The organism is Pseudomonas sp. FG47 (assembly GCF_057809115.1).
On sequence record NZ_JBMDJI010000010.1, the window covers coordinates 70,190 to 91,315 of the forward strand.

Here is a 21,126-nt window from a genome sequence, read left to right on the forward strand (position 1 = left end):
ATCATGAGCAAGACCGTCGAGTTCTACCTGGACCTGGGCAGCCCGGCCACCTACCTGGCCTGGACCCAACTACCTGCCCTGTGCGCGCGCCACGCAGCGCAACTGGTGTACAAGCCGATTCTGCTGGGTGGTGTGTTCCAGGCTACTGGCAATGTTTCGCCGATCACGGTGCCGGCCAAGGGGCGTTACGTGTTCATCGACCTCGCGCGCTACGCCTCTCGCTACGGCGTGCCGCTGACCCTGCCACCAGGCTTTCCGGTCAACACCCTGACCCTGATGCGTGGGCTGACCGGCGTCCAGTTGTTTGCCAAAGAGCGTTTCGAGGCGCTGCTGAAGGTGCTGTTCACAGGGCTGTTCGAGCATGGACGCAATCTGGCAGATCCTGTGGTTTTGGAGCAAACCCTGGCTGACGGTGGCTTCGAGGCCGAGGAATTCCACGAGCTGGCCGCCCGGCCCGAGGTCAAGGACGCCTTGCGCAAAGCCACCGAGGAGGCGGTCGAGCGCGGCTTGTTCGGGGCGCCGACGTTCTTCGTCGACGGGCAGATGTTCTTCGGCCAGGACCGGCTGGATTTCGTCGAACAGGCGTTGGCTCGGCAGGCATGATGTCTGGGTCATGACAACCCCTGTAGGAGCGGGTCAGGCCAGCAGGCGTTCTACCTGACCTCGCTCCCAAATGCTCAGGTGATCGACCGGATTGGTGCCATAACGCTGCCAATCGTCCAGCGTGCCTTGGCGTCCATCCGGGCTCTGGCAGTGGCTGCAAAGGGCCAGGCCTTCGCTGTCACGCACCAGGGTCAGTCGCCAGCCTTCGATCAGCACGTCGATTTGCCCGCCGTTCAGGTGGGCGACGGTTACCAGTGGCCGGACGCCGAGGGCGGCGTCACGCAGGCACTGGTACGCCTCGCGGCTGGCGACGCTGGGCATGGGCAGGTTAGAAGTTCGCCGGGGTATTGGCGCTGATGATCTCGGCCTCGTCGGGGCCGATGTTCTTGAAGCTGTGAGGCAGGGTGGTGGGGATGTAGTAACCATCGCCGGCGTTGAGCACGCTGACCTGGCCGTCGACCCACAGCTCCAGGGTACCCCGGGTGACCAGGCCGCATTCCTCGCCTTCGGCATGCACGATCGGCTCGCCGGAATCGGCGCCGGGGGCATACAGTTCACGCAACATACGCATCTGCCGGCCTTCGACACTGGCGCCGACCAGCAGCATGCGCAGGCCGTTACGGCCCAGGTCCGGCTGTTCGCCGCCACGGAACACATAGCGCTCTTCGCGCACCGGCTCGTCGAAGCTGAAAAATTCCGCCAGGGACATGGGGATCCCTTCGAGCAATTTCTTCAGGGAACTGACCGAAGGGCTGACCCGGTTCTGCTCGATCTGTGAGATCGTCGAGTTGGTCAGGCCGCTGCGGCGGGCCAGTTCCCGCTGGGAGAGGTTGTTGCGTTCACGCACCAGTTTGAGTCGTGTCCCCGTGTCCATAGCCGCCTTGTTTGCAGAGGTGTCAAAAATAATGGGCGACGCATTAAAACACACTCTGCACGCTTGCGTGCTGTGTGCATCAGTGGCGTTGGTCGGCGACTGTCGGCCATAGCCCGACCACCAGCAACAGCAGGCCCACCGCCAGAAACGGCAAGCGCGGATCGAGGGCATAGACCAGGGTGCCGGCCAGTGGCCCGACCACCGCGCCCATGCCCTGCGCCGCGCCGATCGAACCTGCGGTGGCGCCTTGTTCGCTAGCCTGCATGGCATTGGCGGCCAGGGCAGAGAATGCCGGGAAGACGAAGCCCATGCCGAAGGCGGCGACGAAGAATGCGCCCCACAGCCAGGAAGCGTGGGTGGCCAGTGCCGCGGCAGCGAAACCCAGCCCGGAAACGCTGGCGCCGATGCGGATCATTTTTGCCGGTGGCCACTCCAGCTTGCGCAGGAACACCTGGGCCAGCATCAGCGCCACGCCCACGCAGGTCAGGGCGATACCGGCAGCCTGGGCGGCGGCTCCTGCCTCCAATTGCAAGCGGTCGAGGGCGAAGAAACCCACGGCGATTTGTGACACGGTGATGCTGAGCATGGCACTGAACGCCACCAGCAATGGGCGACGCAAGCGTGGATCGGACAACCGCACAGGATTAGGCGCATGGGTCTGCGCCAGTGGTTGTGGCTTGAGCTTGAACAGCAGCACCAGAAACGCCGTGGCCGGCAGCAGCGACATGGCATAGAACGGCAGGCTCAGGCTGTAGCGCGACAGCAGCGCGGCCAGCGCCGGGCCTACCACCAGGCCGACGGCGTTGGCCACGCCCAACGATGCCATTGCCCGGGCCCGGCGTTGCGGTTCCACATGGTCGGCGATCAACGCATTGCCGCCGACCGGCAGGGCGGCATAGAAAGCGCCGATCATACCGCGGGCCAGCATCAGGCCAAGGAACGCCAGGGTCGCTCCCGGCAGCCAACGCAATGCGCCGTCGATGAACAGGCACAGCACCCAGTAGGCCAGGGTGAAACCACCGCTGCCGAGCAGCAGCACGCGGCGCCGGCCATAACGGTCGGCCAGGCGGCCCCAAGGCCGCGCCAGGATCACCCAGACCACGCCGGCCACGGTCACCGCCGCGCCGGCCTGCCAGGTGGCCATGCCCAGCAGGCGGGCGATGGGGCCGATCAGGGCGACGAAGGCCATCATCGACATGGTACAGGCCATGTTGACCAGCATCAGCGGACGCAAGTCCAGGGTGCTGGCTGGGGTGAATGCGGCAGGGTCCTTTGCGACGTTCATGGGGCAGTCCGGAGCAGTTCGACAAAATGAGCGCCGATGTTAGTAATAATTATTTACGCTTGTCGACCCCGGTAGTGCTCATTCACCACCACGCAACGGGCCTGGCCACATGCTACGCAAGACGCCGTCGCGGTGCACCAGGGCGTGCAGCAATGCCGCGCCCAAATGCAGCAGCACGGTGGCGAACAGCAGGTAGCCGGCCCAACCGTGGGCCTGGCGCAGCACGGCATACAACTGTAGATCGTGTGGCGCGATGGCAGGCAATTGCAGCGGGCGTGGATAGCCGCCGGCCGAGAGCATGGCCCAGCCCAACAGCGGCATACCCAGCATCAGGGCGTAGAGCAACAGGTGCGATGCCCCGGCGGCCAGGCGCTGCGCGGTCGGCAGTTGGCGTGGCAGCGGTGGGTGCGCCAGGGTCAGGCGCAGGGCGATGCGCAGGATCACCAGCACCAGCAGGGCCAGGCCAGTGGCCTTGTGCAGTTCGACCAGCAGCGGGTGGCGGGGCGAGAGGTCGGCAACCATGTAGACGCCGATGAACAACATGGCCAGGATCAGCAGCGCCATCAGCCAGTGCAGCAGGCGCGCCAGGGAGTGGAAGGTGGTGACGCTCATGGCTGGGCTCCTTCGCTCAGCGATTCGTGGCTGCGGCGGTTGAATGACACTGAATAGGCGGCTGAGCGGGCCGCGAGGATCGGGTCGGCAGAGGGCTCGATACCCTGGGGCAGGATCAGTGGATCGAAGTTAAGGTCGCGGCAAGCGCCTTGTTCGGGGCCATCGACCTGTTCCAGGACCAGGGTGCCGGCATCCAGGCTGCGACGTTCGGCAGGCCAGGGACGTGCCGGGTCGTCCACCGGGTCACCGGGCTCTGCCAGGGTCAGGCGCAGGGTCCAGCGCAAGGGACCTTGGGCTAGCCGTTGCTGCAGGTCGTGCTGGAGGAATTGCTTGTCGTCGATTTGGGCGGGCAGGGCGGCGAAGGGGGCCTGAGGCTCCAGGGCCCAACGCACCGGTTGTGCCTTGCCATCGGCGGCAATCAGGCGAAAGGCGTTGATGCTGTGGTAGGCGGTGTTGGCGAAGCTGTCGCTGGGCGTGTAGCTGGCCGCCCACTGGCGAAATGCCGCGCTCTCGGGATGGCTGGCGAAGAAGGCTTGCAGTTTTGCCGGGTCGGGCTTGCCGGTGGCCGAGTCGGGGGCGCCGGCCAGAACCTGGGCGTAGAACCCTTCGGGTGTGCTGACCGCCAGTACCGGTGGGTTGTTCATACCGGTGCGCCAGATCTGGCCATCGTCGCTGGTCAGCTGCAGCGCCAGGCTGCGCACCGGTATCGCGGTATCGGGTGCGAACTGGTTGGCGCCGCCGATGGCGAAGCGGCCGATCACCGGCACCCGCTGTTGGCTGAAGACCCGCGCGCTGGAAAGCGCCGCGGCCTGGCCGCTGCTCTGGAAGTAGCCGCTGACGCACAGCCCCTTGGCGTGGTTCTTGCGAAAGCCTGGGTGATGGCCGGCCTGGGCCTCGAAGGTGTCGATGATGCGTTGCGGTGTCAGTTTGGCGCTGCCGATCCAGCCGGCGGCATAGGCGAAGCCTGCGCCCAGCGCCGCGAGGGTGGCGCCGATGGCGGCCAGGCGCAAGGCTCTGGCGGGGCCGGGCAAGGGGGTATTCATGGGGCGGTCCCTGTTGTTGGAATGAGCCAGTACGACGCGCGAGGCAATGATTTATTCCTCGGTTGTGCTGGGCGTCGGCTTGTCGACGAACAGCGGCAAGGCCGGTGTCATCCACCGCGGCGCCTGGTTCGCCAGCAAGGCTGGCTCTTACGCTTGGGATTGCTCGATGACAGGGAATAAATTTCATGCGAGTGCGTCAGCCTCTTACACTGACCGCCCACAGGGGCCCGGAACCCGACCATGCACGACCTGGATGAGCAACAATGGCGCGAACTGCTGCAACGCCTACGGCGCTTCGCTCTGTGGCTGACCCGTGAGCCCGGCAGCGCCGACGACCTGGTCCAGGCCACGGTCGAACGAGCCCTGAGCCGCCGTGGCCAGCAGCGCGAACGCGAAGGCCTGCGGCCTTGGCTGTTCACCATCCTGTACCGCTTGTTTCTGGACACCAAGCGCCGCGAGCGCCTGCATGCGCGCTGGTTGTCCTGGTTTGGCCAGGGCCTTGCCGAGGACACGGCAAACGACGAAACCGAGCGCATCGTCCTGGCCCAGGCCGACCTGCAAGCGTTCGCGCGCCTGCCCACCGAGCAGCGGGCCTTGCTGTTGCTGGTCAGCGTCGAGGGCCTGAGCTACAAGCAAACCGCCGAAACCCTTGGTATCCCCATCGGCACCGTGATGTCGCGGCTGTCGCGGGCCCGCGCCGCCCTGCGTCAACTGACCGAGGACGACCCTGCGCCCTCGGTCTTGCGGAGACTCAAATGACACGCCTGATCCCCACCGAACACGAACTGCACGCCTATATCGACGAGCGCCTGGCCCCTACGCGCCGGGCCGAGGTCGAGGCCTGGCTGGCGGCCAACCCGCAGGAGGCGGCGCGGATCGAGGCCTGGCAAGTGGATGCCAGGCGCTTGCGCGCGGCCCTGGCGGGGTTTGGCGAGCGGCCGCTCGACCCGGCTCTGGAATTGGCGCCATTGCGCAAGCGCTTGCGCCAACGCCGGCAACGGCGCCTGGCCGCGGCGGCCGTGCTGCTGCTGGCCGTGGGCCTGGGCGGGCTAGGGGGCTGGCAGGCGCGGGAGGCGACGCTGTTCGCCGGCATGTTGCCGATGGCCGATGCCGTGCAAGCCCACCGGATGTTCGCCCAGGCCAGCGCACTGGATATCCAGGCCAGTGATCCGGCGCGTTTGCAAGCGTGGCTGGGCCGCCACTTCAACCGGGTCGGCCAGTTGCCGGACCTGGCCGGCTTCGGTTTCCAGCCGGTGGGCGCGCGCTTGCTGAGCAACGAAGCGGGGCCTGCGGCCTTGCTGGTGTTCGAGGACGGCCAGGGTCAACGCATCAGCCTGTTCCTGCGCTCGCCCGGCGAGCATTTCGAACGCATGCCCACCGGCCAGCGTACCGAGGGCCAGCTGGCGGCGCGGTACTGGTCGCATGGCGACTACAACTTTGCCTTGGTCAGCGCCGCCGATGATGCGCGCGTCGAACCGCTGCGCAAGGCGTTGGGCGTCAGCCTGTAGGTCGGGCAGCGTTCATTCGGTCTTGCGCGCCAGGCCCGAAATGATCGCCGCGGCCAACAGGCCGATGCCCCAGCCGATCAAGGTCTGCAGCCAGATCACCAGACGCACGGCATGTTGCGCCGTGAGCGCCTGGAACTCCTGGCTGGGATCGGCCTTGGGCGTGGGAACCAGCGGCGCCCAGTCGGTTTCCTGCTTGAGGTCGACAAAAGGCATCAGCACATCCAGCGAATAGGCCAGGGGGCTGAACCCTGTGTACTCGGCGGGTAGCTCGGCGCACAGGTACCAGTTTTCCTTGAGCCTTGGTTTGATCGGCGGCCAGGCCTCGCTACTGTTGGGACGGCAGGCCTGATAGGCAGGGTTCTGATAGATGCGTGGGTCGGTTGGGGCGAAGATCCCCACCAGCGCGGCGGCCCAGTAGATCGCTGCACACGCCAGCCAAGTGCCCACGAAGTAGTGCAGCAGCTTGATAGGCCGGTAACCGTAGTCGGTGAATTGCCCGTACGCCCAATGCAGGCAACGGCTCACCAGGCGGCTGACCAGGCCTCGATGTTGGTGCTCGGGATCGAGCGGTTGGTCGATAAGGCCGAGTTTGCGTCTTTCCTTTTCCAACTCGATGCCAACCCGCCGTGCCTCGGCAAAATGCGCAGAGTCCTCAAGCACTTGCTTGAGTTGCCACCAGGGTTGAGGACGAAAATCCTCGGCCCGCCGCGCATTGAAGCGGCATACCCCCGGCCAGCGCTTGTGCAGCCAGCACTTGAACCGTTGGGACCAGCTTGATGGTTTGGCTGGAGGGGGCGCAGCCAGTAGCGCGACCTGCGATTGCAACCACTTGAGTCGCCTGGCCAGGCTCAACGGCGGATTGGCGGCCAGTGCGTCGTACTTGAAACCATTGAGGACAATCCGTTCTCCCCAGGTGCCTTCATCGTCATCCAGGCGCCCTACCTGGGCATGTTCGAACGAGGCCCTGCTCAATGGCCTGGCGAACTTGAGAAGCGAGAGCGTGCCCTGGATCCGGGCCTTTTTCAGGCTGAGGGTTTCAGTCGCGTCGGTGGCGAATGTACTGCGATCGCAGCGCAACTCTCCTTCGATGCAGGCATCGTTGAATGCAACACTGCCATTGGCCTGAATATTAAGTACGACCTTGCCTAGGATTTTCGATTGGTTGGCATTGAGCGATCGACTGCCAGCATCGCCCTCGAACCGTGCATGGTTGAAGATCAAGTCGCCTTCGAACGTCGTGCACAGCAGTCTTACGGTGCCTTTGGCGTAGAAATCGGCAATGAAATGCGCATCTCTGCCGATGGTCGCGGCATCGGCGCTCAGGGCAGTGCCATTGTCTCCATGCAGCCGAGCCGCTGAGCAGACCAATTGTCCACTGATTCGGGTTGTTATCAGCCGCACCTCGCCAAACACCTCGATTTGAGCCAGATTGAGGCTGCCGTCAATCGTTGCCCCATCGAACGTGATGGCTTGTCCGCTCGCTTCGAAGCGACCTTCTAACATGACGTTGTCTTTGATTTGCGCTTTGCTGAATCTGACCAGGCCTTTGGCGTTGAAACCTTTGCGCAGGTACAGCCCACCTTGGAGAGTGCAGCCATTGGCGTTAATTGCCGCTCGGCTTCCCCCATCGAATGTGCCGTGGAGGTCGAGGGTGGCACCGATCTGTGCTCTATCGAGCTTGAGTTGGCCTTGCACCTGCGCTTCATGCATTTGCAGGCTGTGCGTTACCCGGCTCCCAAACAAGTCAAGCGCCAACCCCTCATGGCTCATGAATGTGGAGTTGGAAAAGCGTAAAGCGCCACCGATCCTGGCATGCTGGCAACGGATGCTGTCGAGCGTTGAATTGTCAATGACGACGTTGGAACCGGTGGTGATGTTGTTGAGAATCAGCGCAGGTTCAGCCCTGGCGTGCAGTGAACACTCCAGGCAATAAAGTACGCCGTTGATCTGTGTACCGGGAAGTGCCAGAGCCTCGCCGCTTCGCACCTTCTGAAGCAGGAGGTTGCCTTGGATGTTGGCATTCCAGGCTTTCAGACCTTTGGCTAGCGAAGTGTCGACGAGGTGAAGATCGCTCTGCAAGGTGCAGCGATTGGCAACGATCGCGGGTAACCGGCAACCACGCAGGCGGAACGCGCCTGCGACCTGGGCTTCGCTGAGCATAAGTTGTTCTTCGAAGGTGCAGTCTTGCAACTCGAAGGGCGCTGTGGTGGTCGTCTTGCGCAGATCGAGACGCCCTGAAATATAAGCCCCGCGCAATAGAATGCCGCGCTCATGGATGGCCGTGGTGTCATCACCGCCGAGGATCAGAAACCTGAGAAACGACCCTCGGACAGTGCGTACAGGGTAGGGCACATGAGGCCTGTCCCGGCCGATACTGATCGGCTCACCAGTGTTGCAACCGCGTAACACCAGTTCTTCCGCAGTGTTGAGCGGCTCGAAGTCACGCAACGACCTTCCTTTGATTCCTTTCTTGCTCACAGCGATCTCGATGACAGGCGCAGGCCCCGCTCATTGGGGCCTGGTGATTCAGATGGGGACGGGTGGAATGTCAGGATTCAGGCCAGCTCAAGCCAGATCGGTGCATGATCCGAGGGTTTCTCCATGCCACGCAGATCATAGTCGACCCCGGCCGCCTTCAGCCGCGGCAGCAGCCCCTGCGATGCCATGATCAGATCGATGCGCAGCCCGCGCTTGGGCTCGTCCTCGAACCCGCGGCTGCGGTAGTCGAACCAGCTGAAACGGTCGGCGACCTCCGGGTGCAGGTGGCGGAAGCTATCGACCAGCCCCCAGCCCTTGAGCCGCTCCATCCATTCACGCTCCTCGGGCAGGAAGCTGCACTTGCCGGTCTTGAGCCAGCGCTTGGCATTGTCCGGGCCGATGCCGATGTCGCAGTCCTGGGGCGAGATGTTCACATCGCCCATCACCACTAAAGGCTGATCGTTCTTGAACTGCCCTTCGAGCAGTGCCTGCAGGTCGCTGTAGAAACGCTGCTTGGCCGGGAACTTGGTGGGGTGGTCGCGGCTTTCGCCCTGGGGGAAGTAACCGTTCATGATGGTGATTGGCGTGCCGTCGGTGTCGGAGAAGGTGCCCCAGATGAAGCGGCGCTGGGCGTCTTCCTCGTCAGTGGTGAAACCCTTGGACAGCGATAACGGCGCCTGCTTCGAGAGCAAGGCCACACCGTAGTGGCCTTTCTGGCCATGGAAATGCACGTGATAGCCAAGTGCCTTGACCTCGGCCAGCGGGAACTGATCGTCGCTGACCTTGGTTTCCTGCAGGCCGATCACGTCCGGCTGGTGCTTGTCGATCAGTGCCGCCAACTGGTGGGGGCGGGCGCGCAGGCCATTGATGTTGAACGAGACGATCTTCATGGCAAGACGATCCTGGTAAAAGCCACGGATGCTAGCCGACAACGGCGCTCACGGCCAGCGTGGCGCGGTGTCGGCGGCGCTGCTAACGTGCTGGGAGAAGAGCTGAACCACACGCCGTGAAACGGCTCCAAGGCACTGTATGCCCATTCCAGGAGGACCGCCCGCAATGCCTGAGACCATCGCCACCACGGCGCGCACCTGTGTGCTCGATGAGGGCTACGCCCGCGAGGTGCGTTCGCTGCTCTACCATGCCTATCGTCACGAGCCGACCTTCGCCTGGTTGTTTGAAGCCCAGCGCCCGGGCTACGAGCGGCGCCTGCGGGTGATGGTACGTGAATGGGTGCGCCAGCATTTCTACCTGCAACTGCCTGCCATTGGCCTGTTGCACGACGATCGTCTGATCGGCGTGGCGTTGATCGTGCCACCGCAGCGGCGCCTGGGCGTGGCGGACAGTTGGGCCTGGCGCCTGCGCATGATCCTCGGCACCGGCCTGCGCTGTACCCGCCGCTATCTGGACTACCAGGCGGCGTTGGCCGGCTGTCTGCCCAGCGAGCAGGTGCATGTGCTGCCGTTGTCCGGGGTGCATCCGCAATTTCAGGGGCAGCAGCACGGCGAGCAGCTGCTGCAGGCAGTGCATGACTGGTGCGCCGAGGACCTGAGCAGCGACGGCGTGGTGCTCGATACAGGCAATGCCCACTACCTGGCGTTCTACCAGCGACAGGGCTACCAGGAAATCGGTGAAATTGCAGTAGGACCAATCCGTGAGCGCGTGTTCTTTCACCCTAATCCCGTATCATCCAAGTCTGCAAACCTGTGACAGGTATTTACCGGCGGGCCCTTTGACCGTTGCGCTCTGGTAGCATGCGCCCCATGACGTATTCAGGAAGACTTGGCTGGGGCCTGCTTTTGTTGGCCGCCAGCTCCATGGCATGGGCGCAGAGCGAATTGCTGGTGCGGGTCAAACCCGCCAACAAGATGCTCAAGTCCAATATCGAAGGTTATATCGGCAGCCTGGGTGACCGCGACGAAGAAGCGCTGCTGCGTTTCAGTCGGGGCGCCGAGGAGCAGGCGCGCAAGGCGGCCCAGGCCCTGGGCTACTACCAGGCGCATGTCGACAGCGAGGTCAAGGCGCCTGGCGACAAGGACAAACCCGCGCAATTGATTCTGCGGGTCGAGCCGGGGGAACCTGTGCACCTGCGCAACGTCACTGTGCGCATCGAGGGGCCGGCCAGCGAACTCAAGGCCTTTCGCATCCCCGACAGCAAGGCCCTGCGACCGGGCGAGCAACTCAACCATGGCACCTACGAGGATGCCAAGCGCCTGATCCAGAACCAGGCCTCGCGCTATGGATTCTTCAATGGCCGTTTCGAGCGCCAGCGCCTGGCGGTCGATCCCCAGGCCGGGGTGGCCGACATCGAACTCATCTACCAGAGCGGCCCACGCTATCGCCTGGGCGCGGTGAACTTCGGCGGCGATACGCCACTGGACAACGACCTGTTGCAACGCATGGTCTCGTTCAAGCCCGGCACCCCCTACGATTCCGAGCTGATCGCCGAACTCAACAACGATCTGCAATCGAGCGGCTACTTCGAGGGCGTGCGGGTGGACGCCGCGCCCACCGCCGCGGTGGGCGAGGAGATCCCCGTGGAGGTGCGCCTCGATACCCGCAAGCCGCGGACCATGGGCCTGGGTCTGGGCTTCTCGACCGACGTTGGTCCGCGCGGCAAGGCCAACTGGACCCGGCATTGGGTCAACCCGCAAGGCCATAGTTATGGCTGGGAGACCGAGCTCTCGGCGCCGCGGCAGAACGTCGGCCTGTGGTACGACATTCCGCTGGACCCGCCACTCACCGACAAGCTGCGCTTCGCCGGTGGCTACCAGAACGAGGATATCTCTGGCACCGACACTCTCAGCAAGCTGCTGACGGTCGGGCCGGAATGGCACAGCAAGCTGCCCAGCGGCTGGCAGCGGGTGGTTTCGCTGAAGTACCAGCGTGAAGAATACCGCCTGGGCGACGACTCGGGCCTGAGCAACCTGCTCATGCCGGGTGTCAGCTTTTCCTACCTGCGCAGCGACAACCGCATCGACCCGCACAATGGTTATCGCCTGCAGTTCGACCTGCAGGCGGCCAAGGAAGGGTTGGGCTCGGACACCAACCTGGTGCATGGCAACGTGCTGCTCAAGGGGCTGACCACCCTTGGCCAGAACCACCGCTTCCTCGGCCGGGTGCAGTTCGGCGGCAGCGCGACCAATGGCTATCAGCAGAATATTCCACCCTCGCTGCGGTTCTTCGCCGGTGGTGACCAGAGCGTACGGGGCTATGACTACCAGTCGCTGTCGCCGAAGAACAACAAGGGCGACCGCATTGGTGGTCGCTACCTGGTCGCGGGCAGCGCCGAGTACCAGTATTCGATTGCGGAAAAATGGCGCCTGGCAACCTTCATCGACCAGGGCAACTCCTTCAACTCGCTGGAGCTGCCTAGCCTCAAGACAGGCGTCGGTTTCGGCGTGCGCTGGGTGTCGCCGGTTGGGCCGTTGCGCCTGGACCTGGCGCGCGCGCTGGATGACGATGGCGGTCTGCGCCTGCACTTTTCCATGGGGCCTGAGCTGTGATGCGTGTATTCAAAACCTGCCTGCTGGTGCTGCTGGGCCTGTTGCTGCTGATCGGACTTGCCCTGGGCCTGGTGCTCGGTACCGACGCCGGCAGCCGCTGGCTGCTGGAGCGAGTGCCGGGGCTCGAGGTCAGTGCTTTCAGTGGTCGCCTGGGCGGCCAATGGCAGGCCAGCCAACTGCGCTGGGTCGAGGGTGACAACCGAGTCGAGCTGCAAGCCGCGCAAATGAACTGGTCACCGGCTTGCCTGCTGCGTGCCACCCTGTGTATCGAGCGCCTGCAAGCCGAGCGTATCGACATGGCATTTGCCCCGGGCGAGCAACAGGCCGATAGCGGCCCATTACAGTTGCCAACCCTGCGCCTGCCGTTGGCGATCGAGTTGGGTGAGGTCAAGGTGGGCCAATTGCGTCTGGACGGCAGCGATTTGCTCGGCGACCTGCAACTGGCGGCGCACTGGACCGCCAGCGGTTTGCGGGTCGACAGCCTGCGTTTACGTCGCGACGACCTGCGCTTGGACATTGCTGGCGATGTGCAACCGCAGGGCGACTGGCCACTGCAACTGCAAGGCACGCTGCAACTGCCGGCGGTTGATGGCAAGCCCTGGCAACTAGCGTTGAACGCCAGGGGCGAGTTGCACAAGACGCTTACCTTGCAGGCCGATAGCACGGGTTACCTGGATGCACGCCTGACCGGTGAGCTACAAGCGCTAGCCGAGCACCTGCCGGCGCGCTTGAGCATTCGTAGCGATGGGTTCAAGCCTGCTGGCAGCCTGCCCGACACCTTGCAACTGGAGCAATTGAAGCTCGATGCCCAGGGGAATTTGCTCAAGGGCTACCTGCTGTCCGGCAGCGCCACCTTGCCGGCGGAGCAGGGCCCCGTGGGGCTGATGCTCGCGGGCAAGGTCGATGCCAAGGGGGCTCGACTCGATGCCCTGGACCTCAAGGCCAGCGACAGCCAGCACCTGAAGTTGCAGGCCAGTGCCGACTGGCAGCAGGGCCTGAGTGCCGAGGCGAGACTGGATTGGCTGGACTTCCCATGGCTGCGTCTGTATCCGCTGGAGCCCGCGCCCCAGGTCAGCCTCAAGCGCCTTGACGCTCAGGTGCAATACCGCGACGGCAACTACCAGGGCGCCTTCAAGGGCGACCTCGATGGGCCGGCAGGTGCCTTCAGCCTGGCCAGCCCGTTCGAAGGCGACCTCGCTCAGGTGCGCTTGCCGCAACTGGCGTTGAGCGCGGGGCAGGGCAAGGCGGCAGGCAGCATTGCCCTGCGTTTTGCCGATAGCCTGGCGTGGGATGTCGATCTGCAACTGTCGGCCCTGGACCCGGCCTACTGGTTGTCCGAGCTGCCGGGCAGCCTGGCCGGCCCCTTGCGCAGTCAGGGGGAATGGAAGAACGAACAACTCAGGCTCGAGGCGCGACTCGACCTCAAGGGCCGCTTGCGCGGCCAGCCAGCCTTGCTCAAGGTCGACGCCGAGGGCGCGGGCGATCACTGGACCTTGGGCAGCCTGGCAGTACAACTGGGGGAAAACCGCATCCATGGCAGTGGCAGCCTGCAGCAGCGCCTGGCCGGGCGCGTCGACCTGGAGCTGCCGCGGCTCGGCCAGCTGTGGCCACAGTTGCAAGGGCAGGCCAAGGGCCGCCTGGATTTAGCAGGCACCTTGGCAGCCCCGCAGGGTACGTTCACTTTGCAAGGCCAGCAACTCGGGCAGGCCGACAACCGTCTGCAGAGCCTTGATCTGGATGCACGCCTGGACAGCGCCCAGCGCGCGCAGCTAGCGCTCAAGGTTGGCGGTATACGCCTGGGTGAGACTGCCTTGGGCGATCTCCAGGTGCAAGGCAAGGGCGATATCCGCGAGCAGGCCGCCACGCTCGCCCTCGTGGGGCCCCAGCTCAAGCTCGACCTGGCCCTGGATGGCGCATTGAGCAAAGGTGACTGGCGTGGCCGCCTGGCCAGTGGACGTATCCAGGCCGGGGGCCAGGACTGGCAACTGCAGGCGCCGACGAAGCTGCAGCGCCTGGCCAGCGGGCAGCTGGATTTTGCTGCCCACTGCTGGCGTTCCGGCCAGGCCAGCTTGTGTGGCGAGGACCAGCGCCTGGCCCCTGAGCCGCGCCTGCGTTATCACCTCAAGCAGTTTCCGCTGGACAGCCTGGCGCAATGGCTGCCCAAGGACTTCGCCTGGCAGGGCCTGCTCAACGCCGATATCAACCTCGATATCCCGGCCAGCGGCCCCAAGGGCACAGTGCGCATCGATGCCAGCAAGGGGACCTTGCGGGTGCGTGACAAAGGGCGTTGGGTCGATTTCCCGTATCAGATGCTGCGCCTGGACAGCAACCTGGCGCCCCGGCGGGTCGACACGCGTCTGGATTTCCAGGGCGAGCGGCTTGGTGAGCTAAGCCTGAACACACGGCTCGACCCGCTGGGTCGCAACAAGCCGCTGTCTGGCGACTTTCGCCTGGCCGGGCTCGACCTGTCGATTGCCAGGCCCTTCCTGCCGATGGTCGAGCGCCTGGCCGGTCAGCTCAATGGCAGTGGCCGTCTGTCCGGCAGCCTGCTAGCGCCGCAAGTCAATGGCAGCCTGGCCTTGAGCGGTGGAGAGGTCAGTGGCGCCGAGCTGCCGATCAGCCTCGAGGCGTTGTCGTTGCAAGCGCTCATCGCTGGCGAACAGGTGCAGCTCAAGGGCGATTGGCGTAGTGGTGAGGGTGGGCGAGGGCAGTTGGCCGGGCAGATGACCTGGGGCCAGGCATTGGCCATGGACCTGCGTCTGCAGGGCCAGCAGCTGCCCGTCAACGTGGAACCCTACGCCGCCCTGGAAGTGGCTCCCGACCTGGTGATCCGCCTGGTCGACGATCGGCTGGCGGTCACCGGTAAGGTTCACGTGCCCAAGGGCAAGATCACCGTGCGGGAGCTGCCACCTTCAACTGTGAAGGTTTCCGACGACACGGTGATCGTCGGCCACCAGAATGAAGCCGGTAAGCCGCCAATGGCCGTGGCCATGGATATCGACGTCGATGTCGGCAGTGAAAAATTGTCGTTCAGTGGCTTTGGCCTGAGCGCCAACTTGCTCGGCCACGTGCACATCGGCGACAACCTCGACACCCGTGGCGAGCTCAGCCTGGCCGACGGTCGTTACCGCGCCTACGGGCAGCGCCTGACCATTCGCCGTGCACGCCTGTTGTTCGCCGGGCCCATCGACCAGCCATACCTGGATATCGAGGCCATTCGCCAAGTCGATGATGTGATTGCCGGTATCCGCCTCAGCGGCAGCGCCGAGCAGCCCACTACCAAGGTGTTCTCGGAGCCGGCGATGAGCCAGGAGCAAGCCTTGTCCTACCTGGTTCTGGGCAGGCCATTGGGCAGCTCTGGCGAGGACAGTAACATGCTTGCCGAGGCCGCCCTGGGCCTGGGCTTGATGGGCAGTGCTGGCCTGACCGGCGGCCTGGCGTCGAACCTGGGTATCGAGGACTTTCAGCTCGATACCCAAGGCTCGGGTAACAGTACCAGCGTGGTGGCCAGCGGTAACCTGACCGAGCGCCTGAGCCTGCGCTATGGGGTTGGCGTGTTCGAGCCGGCCAATACCATCGCGCTGCGCTACAAACTGAGTAAAAAGGTCTATCTCGAGGCCGCCAGCGGCTTGGCCAGTTCGCTGGATATCTTCTACAAGCGCGATTTCTAAGCGCTGTCCCTGACCCGCGCCGGCCATCCCTGGTCGGCTGCGGCTGCTGTTGACCCCATTAAACACTGACGGTTCTGACCTGGCGTGGTGTCGGACGCCGGGTACGTGGTGTGCGGGAATGTTCAACGGGTGTGACAGTCCTGGCGACGGATGTTGCCGATCTGGCGCAGACTCAGCCCGTATTTGTCGGCCAGCAGGCTGCGGGACAGGCCATCGGCGCTTTCTTTCTGGATCTGCTGGTTGCGCAATTGCCGCTGGAAGTGGTCGGCCTTGGGAATTTCCAGGGCCAGGCCGGCAAAGCGCTCGATCAGCGCGTCGAGCGCCTGGGGTGGCAGGACGTCCGCCAGCTTGGTGCGATCGCGATGCTTGGGGATGTACTTAGGGCGCCCGCCGAAGGCGCTGGTCAGACGATAGGCGTTTTGCAAACCGATGCATTCGATCAGTGCTTGCAACGATTGTGGGAGTTGGTTGGTTTCTATGTTGTTCAGATCTGGCATTTCCACGTGAAGCTTCCTTTTGCTGTATGGATTTTTCAGGGCACTTGCCGCTCGAGGCATGCGCCGTGAATGGATTCTTGATCAGCTCAGGAAAGTGTCGCTAGGCGCGAAGCGGACCAGGACCTGTAGCCTTTACGGCTCATCAATTGAAGGCAGCAATACAGCTTTGCGTAGGAAATGCCTTCACCCATACGCTGTACGCCCCAAACCTCGGGGAGAATGGCTTCCATGATGGCATTTTGGGTGCATTACCCGGCGCGGTTGCAGGGGAAAGCCTCCCAAGGCTGCTGGGTGTGAGATCTCGAGGGAAAGGCAGGAAACTCAACATAGGAAAAAGCAGCGAGGTATCATGGCGTCGGCTCCCCGGGAGCCCCATGTCCCTGATGTCGCAAGGAACCTCCGATGACACACGTGCAGCGCCTGAAATATTCGATCCTGATCATCCTGGTGGTGCTGGGCATCATGCTCGGCCTAAGTTATCTGCAAAAGCAGGGCACCATCAGCGAGCAGACCTTCCAGTACATCGCCATCGCCATCGCGGTGGTCGTGGTGGTGATCAACGGGATCCTGCGGCGCAAGGTAAAACCTTGACGGGGCGGGCCGGCTTTTGTTTGCCGGCCATGCGCTCAGCGTGCGCTGTGCTGTTCGAGCACGGCGCGGGCCTGCGGGTTGAGGCTGTAGCATTTGTCGTGGCCAATGCTGATCACGCCTTCGCTGCATAAGCGCTTGAGCACTTCGCGCACGCTCAGGAACGACAGCGGAATGTCCAGTTGCTCGAGTTGCGCGTGGACCCCACGCACACCAATGCTGCGGCCATTGCGGTCGGCGGCGTGCAAGGCGTCGATGACCTTGAGGCGAATCAGGCTGGTGCGTAGGCCATAGCTGCGCAGCAGTTCGCGAATCTGCTCGTTGCCCAGGCGCTCTTCCGGTGCGGCCGGTGGCTGGCCCGGGCTGGGGGCGACCGGCAGCGCGCGTTGTGGGTTGTACATGTGAATGCTCCTTTTCGTGAACTGTCCCGAAATCATGGGTGCCTCACTTATAAAGACGAACGAGATCGACAAAACTGCAACTCCTCGGTAAAAAAATCCGACAACCTCTGTAGAAAACGTTACGGCACGCCGTTAACCGTAAAATTTTCATGTGGCTGCTCGTCTGTTCGGGATAACCCGAGTTGCATGAGGAATGCCCGTGACTGCCCGTCCCCTGTTCCACCTTGGCCTTGCCGTCGCGCTGACGGGGGCCTGCCTGGTCGCCCAAGCCCGCGAAGCGGTGGGTGATGCCTCCGCGCAAATTCGCCGGACCAGCTTCGGCGTGCCGCACATCCTGGCCAAGGATGAACGCGGCCTGGGCTATGGCATCGGTTATGCCTATGCCCAGGACAACCTGTGCCTGCTGGCGGGCGAGGTGCTGACGGTCAATGGCGAGCGCTCGCGCTACTTCGGTGGCGAAGGCAAGACCGTCGAGCAGCGCGAAAACCTGGCCAGCGATGTGTTCTTCACCTGGCTCAACGCACCCGCGGCCGTTGATGGTTTTCTAAAGGCGCAACCGGTGGCGGTGCGTGAGCTGCTGGAGGGTTACGCCAGCGGCTACAACCGTGCCCTGGCCGAGCGTCGCAGCCAGGGGCTGCCGGCTGAGTGCGGGGCGGGGGACTGGCTGCGTCCGATCACCAGTCGCGACCTGGTCAAGTTGACCCGGCGGCTGTTGGCCGAGGGCGGGGTAGGGCAGTTCGCTGAAGCGCTGGTGGCCGCGACCCCGCCGAAGCTGGCCGCGCAGCGGCCGCCGGTCGACTACAGCGTGGCTCTGGCCCGCCAGGCAAGCTTTGCCGCGGAACGCGGCAGCAATGCGGTTGCCGTGGGCGCGGAACGTTCGGCCAATGGCCGCGGCCTGCTGCTGGCCAATCCACATTTCCCCTGGGTCGGCGGCCTGCGTTTCTACCAGATGCAACTGACCATCCCCGGCCAGCTGGACGTGATGGGCGCGGCCCTACCGGGCCTGCCGGTGGTGAATATCGGCTTCAACCGTCACCTGGCCTGGACTCACACCGTCGACACCTCGAAGCACTTCACCCTGTATCGCCTGCAACTGGACCCGAAGGACGCCACCCGCTACCTGCTGGACGGCCAGTCGTTGCCGCTGGAGCGCCAGATGCTGAGTGTCACGGTCAAGGCTAAGGACGGCAGCCTGAGCCAGGTGGAGCGTCCGGTCTATGTGTCGAAGTTCGGCCCCGTGGTGCAGTGGCCGGGCCGTCTGGACTGGGACACCCACGCGGCCTACAGCCTGCGCGATGCCAACCTGGACAACACCCGGGTATTGCAGCAGTGGTACCGGATCAACCGTGCCGACAGCCTGGCGGCATTGAAGGACTCGGTGGCACGACTGCAAGGCATCCCGTGGGTCAACACCCTCGCGGTGGACGAGGCTGGCCAGGCGCTGTACCTGAACCAGTCGGTGGTGCCCTATGTCGACCAGGCGCTGCTCGAGCAATGCGGCAATCCCAAGGCTGCGAGCCCGCTGGTGGTGCTCGACGGCTCTCGCAGCGCCTGCCAGTGGAAGGTCGATGCGCAGGCGGCCCAGCCGGGGATATTCCCCGCGCACCTGCAGCCGAGCCTGGCGCGTCGCGACTTCGTGCAGCATGCCAACGACTCGGCGTGGATGGCCAACCCGGCGCAGCCGCTCACCGGTTTCTCGCCGCTTGTCAGTCGCGCCGACCAGCCCCTGGGCATGCGCAGCCGTTTCGCCCTGCAGCGTCTGCAAGGCAAGGGCAAGCTGGGTGTCGAAGAGTTGCGGCGCATGGTGTTCGATGACGAGGTCTACCAGGCCAGCCTGCTGAAACCTGACCTGCTGCAGTGGTGCCAGGGTGTCGAGGCCGACCTCAAGGCAGTGTGCGACAGCCTGCAGGCCTGGGATGGCAAGGCCGACCTGGACAGCGGCGTTGGCCTGCTCCACTTCATGAACATCCTCACTGCGTTGTCGGAGCATCCCGACACCTGGCGGGTGCCGTTCGATCCGGCCGATCCGCTGCATACCCCGCGTGGCCTGGCGGTAGAGCAGGCGGCGGTCGGCAAGCTGCTGCGCGAGGCCGCCCTGGCTTCCCAGGCGCAGCTCGCCAAGGCCGGTATCGCCGCCGACCAGCGCTGGGGGCAGATCCAGCAGGCCGCCGATGGTACGCCGGTGCCGGGTGGTCCGCAGGCGCTGGGCGTGTACAACGCGATGGTCAGCGTGCCGGTGGGGCCGGGCAAGCGCCTGGTGGTCAGTGGTTCGAGCTATCTGCAGGTGGTCAGCTTCACCGAGCATGGGCCGCAGGCCCAGGGTTTGCTGGCGTTCTCGCTGTCGAGCGAGCAGGCTTCGGCGCATGCCGCCGACCAGACGCGGGCCTTCTCGGCCAAGCAACTGGCGCCGATTCCATTCACCGAGGCGCAGATCAAGGCCGACCCGCAGTATCGCCAGTATGTGATCAGCGAGCGGGACAAGGGGCAGGTGGTCACCACCCAGTAAGGGGCGGCTTTTTGTAGGTGCGGCCTGGTGTCGCGAAAGGGGCGCGCAGCGGCCCCGGGCTTCAGCGTTTATGCAGTAATCGCCGGGGCCGCTTTGCGGCCCATTCGCGACACAAGGCCGCTCCTACAAGGGCCTGGTGCTCAGGCGAATTCGAACGGGGCCAGCTGGAAGCCCTGTTCGTCCACCTGCAACGCCCAGCCGCGGCGATCCCAGTCACCCAGCACGATACGCCGCGCCGGCTGGCCATCGACCACCAGCTTGTGCAGCGCCGGGCGGTGGGTATGGCCGTGCACCAGGGTGCGCACACCGTGCGCCGCCATCACCTTCGGCACTTCCTCCGGGGTGACATCGACGATTTCGGTGTTCTTCATCCGCGTCTGAGATTGGCTCTCGCTGCGCAGCTTGCGCGCCAGCTTGTGCCGCGTGGACAGCGGCAGGTGCCGCAAGATCCAAAGGCTAAGCGGGTTGCGCAGGTAGCGACGCAGCTTCATGTAGCCGACATCGCGGGTGCACAGGGTGTCGCCATGCATCAGCAGCACCGGCTCGCCGCCCAGCTCGACCACGCAAGGGTCGTCCAGCAGGGTGCAGCCGGCCGCTTCGCAGAACGCCTGGCCGATGAGAAAGTCGCGGTTGCCATGCATCAGGTAGATCGCCGTCCCGCTGTCGGCCAGCCGGCGCAGGGCCTGGCAGATCGACTGCTGGAACGGGGTCATGGCATCGTCGCCGATCCAGGCCTCGAAGAAGTCGCCAAGGATGTACAACGCCTTGGCATGCCGCGCGCGGCCTTCGAGCAGATCAACAAACGCCCGGGTAATATCCGGGCGTTCTTCTTGCAGGTGCAGATCGGAGATCAGCAGGATCACTCAATGATCTCGGCTTTCTCGATGACCACGTCGTCTTTCGGTACGTCCTGGTGACCGGCCTTGGAACCGGTGGCGACTTTCTCGATGGCGTCGACCACTTCCTTGCCTTCGATCACTTCACCGAACACCGCGTAGCCCCAACCCTGCACGTTCTTGCCGCTGTGGTTGAGGAAGTCGTTGTCGGAGGCGTTGATGAAGAACTGCGCCGAGGCCGAGTGCGGCTCCATGGTACGGGCCATGGCGATGCTGTACTTGGTGTTCTTCAGGCCGTTGTCGGCTTCGTTCTGGATGCTGGCGCGGGTCTTCTTCTGGCTCATGCTAGCCTCGAAACCGCCGCCCTGGATCATGAAGCCCTTGATCACGCGATGGAACACGGTGCCGTCGTAGTGGCCTTCCTTGACGTACTGCACGAAGTTCTCGGTGGTCAGCGGGGCTTTTTCGGCATCCAGTTGCAGGACGATATCGCCGTGGTTGGTGCTCAGTTTGACTTTGGACATGCTGAAATTCGCTCTTTCAAGGCATACGGGAAATTAGGGTGCGCGCTGCGCTCGGTTAACCTGACGCAGCATCAGGCGACCGCGACACACGCCACTGGGTGGTGATTCTGCCGGATTGTAGACCGTTGCGGCGACAAAACGCGCCACTTTGTCAGTGCTCCGGCTGTCAGCAGCTTGACTGCTTCGGCTATGATAGG

At 64.1% G+C, this 21,126-nt stretch carries 19 protein-coding genes; 8 read left to right on the forward strand and 11 right to left on the reverse strand.

The genetic code is table 11. The annotated features are described in order from the left end of the window. Positions 1 to 3 precede the first annotated feature (3 nt). The gene (locus ACODS5_RS10770) at positions 4 to 603 is read left to right on the forward strand and encodes a 2-hydroxychromene-2-carboxylate isomerase (RefSeq protein ID WP_134692007.1); all 600 of its coding nucleotides are present in this window, start codon (positions 4 to 6) and stop codon (positions 601 to 603) included. A gap of 33 nt (positions 604 to 636) precedes the next feature. On the opposite strand, the gene ACODS5_RS10775 is transcribed toward ACODS5_RS10770, so the two are convergent. The 5 genes from ACODS5_RS10775 to ACODS5_RS10795 all read right to left on the reverse strand — a co-directional run bounded on the left by ACODS5_RS10775 (position 637) and on the right by ACODS5_RS10795 (position 4,417). After that, positions 637 to 924 (reverse strand): DUF7693 family protein, encoded by a 288-nt coding sequence (locus tag ACODS5_RS10775; RefSeq protein ID WP_134692008.1) that lies wholly within the window; start codon positions 922 to 924, stop codon positions 637 to 639. A 7-nt stretch (positions 925 to 931) separates the two neighbouring features. After that, on the reverse strand, positions 932 to 1,477 hold the full coding sequence (locus ACODS5_RS10780; RefSeq protein ID WP_134692009.1) for a cupin domain-containing protein: 546 nt from the start codon (positions 1,475 to 1,477) through the stop codon (positions 932 to 934). 79 nt (positions 1,478 to 1,556) lie between these two features. Beyond that, the gene (locus tag ACODS5_RS10785) at positions 1,557 to 2,762 is read right to left on the reverse strand and encodes an MFS transporter (protein ID WP_489108642.1); all 1,206 of its coding nucleotides are present in this window, start codon (positions 2,760 to 2,762) and stop codon (positions 1,557 to 1,559) included. A gap of 78 nt (positions 2,763 to 2,840) precedes the next feature. Then, entirely contained in the window at positions 2,841 to 3,374 is a 534-nt protein-coding gene (locus tag ACODS5_RS10790) for a cytochrome b (RefSeq protein ID WP_489108643.1), read from the reverse strand. Continuing rightward, entirely contained in the window at positions 3,371 to 4,417 is a 1,047-nt protein-coding gene (locus ACODS5_RS10795) for a catalase family peroxidase (RefSeq protein ID WP_489108644.1), read from the reverse strand. The genes ACODS5_RS10790 and ACODS5_RS10795 overlap by 4 nt, the downstream gene beginning before the upstream one ends. Before the next feature lie 240 nt (positions 4,418 to 4,657). Here ACODS5_RS10795 and ACODS5_RS10800 point away from each other — a divergent pair, with 240 nt between their 5' ends. Further along, a complete protein-coding gene (locus ACODS5_RS10800) occupies positions 4,658 to 5,176 on the forward strand; it encodes a sigma-70 family RNA polymerase sigma factor (RefSeq protein WP_134692013.1) in 519 nt (172 codons plus the stop codon). Continuing rightward, on the forward strand, positions 5,173 to 5,925 hold the full coding sequence (locus ACODS5_RS10805) for an anti-sigma factor family protein (protein ID WP_489108645.1): 753 nt from the start codon (positions 5,173 to 5,175) through the stop codon (positions 5,923 to 5,925). The genes ACODS5_RS10800 and ACODS5_RS10805 overlap by 4 nt, the downstream gene beginning before the upstream one ends. Positions 5,926 to 5,937: 12 nt before the next feature. On the opposite strand, the gene ACODS5_RS10810 is transcribed toward ACODS5_RS10805, so the two are convergent. Continuing rightward, positions 5,938 to 8,373 (reverse strand): hypothetical protein, encoded by a 2,436-nt coding sequence (locus ACODS5_RS10810; protein ID WP_489108646.1) that lies wholly within the window; start codon positions 8,371 to 8,373, stop codon positions 5,938 to 5,940. A 107-nt stretch (positions 8,374 to 8,480) separates the two neighbouring features. Then, positions 8,481 to 9,293, reverse strand: coding sequence for an exodeoxyribonuclease III (xthA, locus tag ACODS5_RS10815; RefSeq protein WP_489108647.1), 813 nt, complete (start codon positions 9,291 to 9,293; stop codon positions 8,481 to 8,483). A 166-nt stretch (positions 9,294 to 9,459) separates the two neighbouring features. Here xthA and ACODS5_RS10820 point away from each other — a divergent pair, with 166 nt between their 5' ends. Genes ACODS5_RS10820 through ACODS5_RS10830 form a run of 3 tightly spaced genes read left to right on the forward strand, consistent with a single transcriptional unit; the run spans position 9,460 to position 15,577 of the window. Beyond that, positions 9,460 to 10,110 carry a GNAT family N-acetyltransferase gene (locus ACODS5_RS10820; RefSeq protein WP_134692017.1) on the forward strand — a complete coding sequence of 217 codons (651 nt, stop codon included), beginning with the start codon at positions 9,460 to 9,462 and terminating at the stop codon, positions 10,108 to 10,110. A 53-nt stretch (positions 10,111 to 10,163) separates the two neighbouring features. After that, positions 10,164 to 11,906 carry an autotransporter assembly complex protein TamA gene (locus tag ACODS5_RS10825; protein WP_489108648.1) on the forward strand — a complete coding sequence of 581 codons (1,743 nt, stop codon included), beginning with the start codon at positions 10,164 to 10,166 and terminating at the stop codon, positions 11,904 to 11,906. Then, the gene (locus ACODS5_RS10830; protein WP_489108649.1) at positions 11,903 to 15,577 is read left to right on the forward strand and encodes a translocation/assembly module TamB domain-containing protein; all 3,675 of its coding nucleotides are present in this window, start codon (positions 11,903 to 11,905) and stop codon (positions 15,575 to 15,577) included. The genes ACODS5_RS10825 and ACODS5_RS10830 overlap by 4 nt, the downstream gene beginning before the upstream one ends. A gap of 122 nt (positions 15,578 to 15,699) precedes the next feature. Here ACODS5_RS10830 and ACODS5_RS10835 read toward each other — a convergent pair whose 3' ends face one another. Further along, positions 15,700 to 16,080: a Mor transcription activator family protein gene (locus ACODS5_RS10835; protein ID WP_134692020.1), complete on the reverse strand. Its 381-nt coding sequence runs from the start codon at positions 16,078 to 16,080 to the stop codon at positions 15,700 to 15,702. Positions 16,081 to 16,476: 396 nt separating this feature from the next. Here ACODS5_RS10835 and ACODS5_RS10840 point away from each other — a divergent pair, with 396 nt between their 5' ends. Continuing rightward, entirely contained in the window at positions 16,477 to 16,665 is a 189-nt protein-coding gene (locus tag ACODS5_RS10840; protein WP_011533313.1) for a hypothetical protein, read from the forward strand. Positions 16,666 to 16,700: 35 nt separating this feature from the next. On the opposite strand, the gene ACODS5_RS10845 is transcribed toward ACODS5_RS10840, so the two are convergent. After that, positions 16,701 to 17,063: a fe2+ zn2+ uptake regulation protein gene (locus ACODS5_RS10845; RefSeq protein ID WP_134692021.1), complete on the reverse strand. Its 363-nt coding sequence runs from the start codon at positions 17,061 to 17,063 to the stop codon at positions 16,701 to 16,703. Between the two features lie 199 nt (positions 17,064 to 17,262). Between ACODS5_RS10845 and pvdQ the strand changes: the two genes are divergently transcribed. Next, positions 17,263 to 19,569, forward strand: a complete 2,307-nt coding sequence (pvdQ, locus tag ACODS5_RS10850) for a bifunctional acylase PvdQ (RefSeq protein WP_489108650.1) — start codon at positions 17,263 to 17,265, stop codon at positions 19,567 to 19,569. Positions 19,570 to 19,709: 140 nt separating this feature from the next. Here the strand turns inward: pvdQ and ACODS5_RS10855 are convergent, their stop codons facing one another. Both ACODS5_RS10855 and ACODS5_RS10860 read right to left on the reverse strand, forming a co-directional pair. Beyond that, positions 19,710 to 20,432, reverse strand: coding sequence for a UDP-2,3-diacylglucosamine diphosphatase (locus ACODS5_RS10855; RefSeq protein WP_489108651.1), 723 nt, complete (start codon positions 20,430 to 20,432; stop codon positions 19,710 to 19,712). Continuing rightward, complete coding sequence (locus ACODS5_RS10860; protein ID WP_489108652.1) at positions 20,429 to 20,929, reverse strand: peptidylprolyl isomerase; 501 nt, start codon at positions 20,927 to 20,929, stop codon at positions 20,429 to 20,431. Before ACODS5_RS10860 ends, ACODS5_RS10855 begins: the two co-directional genes overlap by 4 nt. Between the last annotated feature and the right edge of the window lie 197 nt (positions 20,930 to 21,126).

Excerpts from the sequence above, each read along its gene's own strand:
- ACODS5_RS10770 (WP_134692007.1), top strand. The coding sequence starts at position 4 with ATGAGCAAGACCGTCGAGTTCTACCTGGACCTGGGCAGCCCGGCCACC.
- ACODS5_RS10775 (WP_134692008.1), bottom strand. The coding sequence starts at position 924 with ATGCCCAGCGTCGCCAGCCGCGAGGCGTACCAGTGCCTGCGTGACGCC.
- ACODS5_RS10780 (WP_134692009.1), bottom strand. The coding sequence starts at position 1,477 with ATGGACACGGGGACACGACTCAAACTGGTGCGTGAACGCAACAACCTC.
- ACODS5_RS10785 (WP_489108642.1), bottom strand. The coding sequence starts at position 2,762 with ATGAACGTCGCAAAGGACCCTGCCGCATTCACCCCAGCCAGCACCCTG.
- ACODS5_RS10790 (WP_489108643.1), bottom strand. The coding sequence starts at position 3,374 with ATGAGCGTCACCACCTTCCACTCCCTGGCGCGCCTGCTGCACTGGCTG.
- ACODS5_RS10795 (WP_489108644.1), bottom strand. The coding sequence starts at position 4,417 with ATGAATACCCCCTTGCCCGGCCCCGCCAGAGCCTTGCGCCTGGCCGCC.
- ACODS5_RS10800 (WP_134692013.1), top strand. The coding sequence starts at position 4,658 with ATGCACGACCTGGATGAGCAACAATGGCGCGAACTGCTGCAACGCCTA.
- ACODS5_RS10805 (WP_489108645.1), top strand. The coding sequence starts at position 5,173 with ATGACACGCCTGATCCCCACCGAACACGAACTGCACGCCTATATCGAC.
- xthA (WP_489108647.1), bottom strand. The coding sequence starts at position 9,293 with ATGAAGATCGTCTCGTTCAACATCAATGGCCTGCGCGCCCGCCCCCAC.
- ACODS5_RS10820 (WP_134692017.1), top strand. The coding sequence starts at position 9,460 with ATGCCTGAGACCATCGCCACCACGGCGCGCACCTGTGTGCTCGATGAG.
- ACODS5_RS10825 (WP_489108648.1), top strand. The coding sequence starts at position 10,164 with ATGACGTATTCAGGAAGACTTGGCTGGGGCCTGCTTTTGTTGGCCGCC.
- ACODS5_RS10840 (WP_011533313.1), top strand. The coding sequence starts at position 16,477 with ATGACACACGTGCAGCGCCTGAAATATTCGATCCTGATCATCCTGGTG.
- ACODS5_RS10845 (WP_134692021.1), bottom strand. The coding sequence starts at position 17,063 with ATGTACAACCCACAACGCGCGCTGCCGGTCGCCCCCAGCCCGGGCCAG.
- ACODS5_RS10860 (WP_489108652.1), bottom strand. The coding sequence starts at position 20,929 with ATGTCCAAAGTCAAACTGAGCACCAACCACGGCGATATCGTCCTGCAA.